This window comes from Enterovibrio gelatinilyticus, assembly GCF_028683095.1.
Lineage (GTDB): Bacteria > Pseudomonadota > Gammaproteobacteria > Enterobacterales > Vibrionaceae > Enterovibrio > Enterovibrio gelatinilyticus.
In genome coordinates this window covers 1-1,126 of the sequence record NZ_JAJUBC010000084.1, presented here as the reverse complement: position 1 = coordinate 1,126, position 1,126 = coordinate 1, and the positions used below count along the sequence as shown (strand labels likewise).

The window sequence follows — 1,126 nt, the reverse complement described above, 5'->3', positions numbered from 1 at the left end:
TTCAACACCCGAATAAAGTGTCGGCTGCGCGACACTTATTCTTATTTGTTAGGTAATTATTTTGGGTACTGATTGTATAGTAATAGGATTTAGACCCAAGCTAGCTCCATCTGCGCGTACAATAAATGAACGCAGCACTTCTATTAACTGATCTACTGGTTGACACCAGTGTCCTCGAATTATTTCAAGAACTTCACTCTGCCCTGGAACTGCCATTACCTTATGATTACGATTGTAAGACAAAAATAGCTCCAGCATTCCAATTGCAACATGAAAATCGTCAATCACTGAATGTTCACTGCCTAGAATCACAACAGTTTTAACTGAGTTTTCAAGTCGTACATTGTGAACCGATATGTGAGAACCGTTTGGTTGAACCCCTATACCGAAAAGACACATACTCGACTTTTTCCCCCAACCACTACTACCTAACAGTTTGCTACCTTTATTTCCTTCAACTTCACCAAGCAAAGCACTATCTCGAGTATCTCCTGCATATCGTTTAATCAAAATACACAGATCAACATACTTAATATCTTCCCACACATTTTGAATATTGTATTGTGTATAACCGAATATGACTGCATTAGTCGTTTTGAGAAATTCTGCGCCGCTGTAAGAGTCTATGCCACAAACAAAAACTCCATACGAGTGATAGTTTCTCAGCAAATCAAAGCTATAGTTATTTGAAATATTATCAATTAAAACTTTAAACAAGCCAACACCTTCATTACTGGCTAAATAATGGCATAGGAAATACTGTAGCCCCCAATTTTGGACGCTTTCTCTCATTCTAGCGAAGAAACCTTGCTCACTCGTTCCTACAAAATTAGCTAGAGTCTTGGGCTCAGAGAATGGAATCTGCTTTTGAATATTGAATTCAAGTTGCTTATGCTCATATAAAGCTTCTAAAACAGAGCAAAAATGCATTGCCCAATATGACTTAGCGTCACCAATAATTGATGGTTTAATAACTTGACCGACACTCGAACTCAAAACATTGTACCTTTATATGATGTGAAACCACTTCTAATTACCTAACGCCCGCTTAAGCGGACAAAAATTGTTGGTTATAATGTGGAGCGAAGCGGAACCTAACCAACTGTTTTTGTCCCGTTTAAAGCGC

At 38.2% G+C, this 1,126-nt stretch carries 1 protein-coding gene; it reads right to left on the bottom strand.

Going from position 1 to position 1,126, the window contains the following annotated elements; all coding sequences use genetic code 11:
- Positions 1 to 48 precede the first annotated feature (48 nt).
- Complete coding sequence (locus LRP50_RS25285) at positions 49 to 996, bottom strand: hypothetical protein (protein WP_274167158.1); 948 nt, start codon at positions 994 to 996, stop codon at positions 49 to 51.
- Positions 997 to 1,126 lie beyond the last annotated feature (130 nt).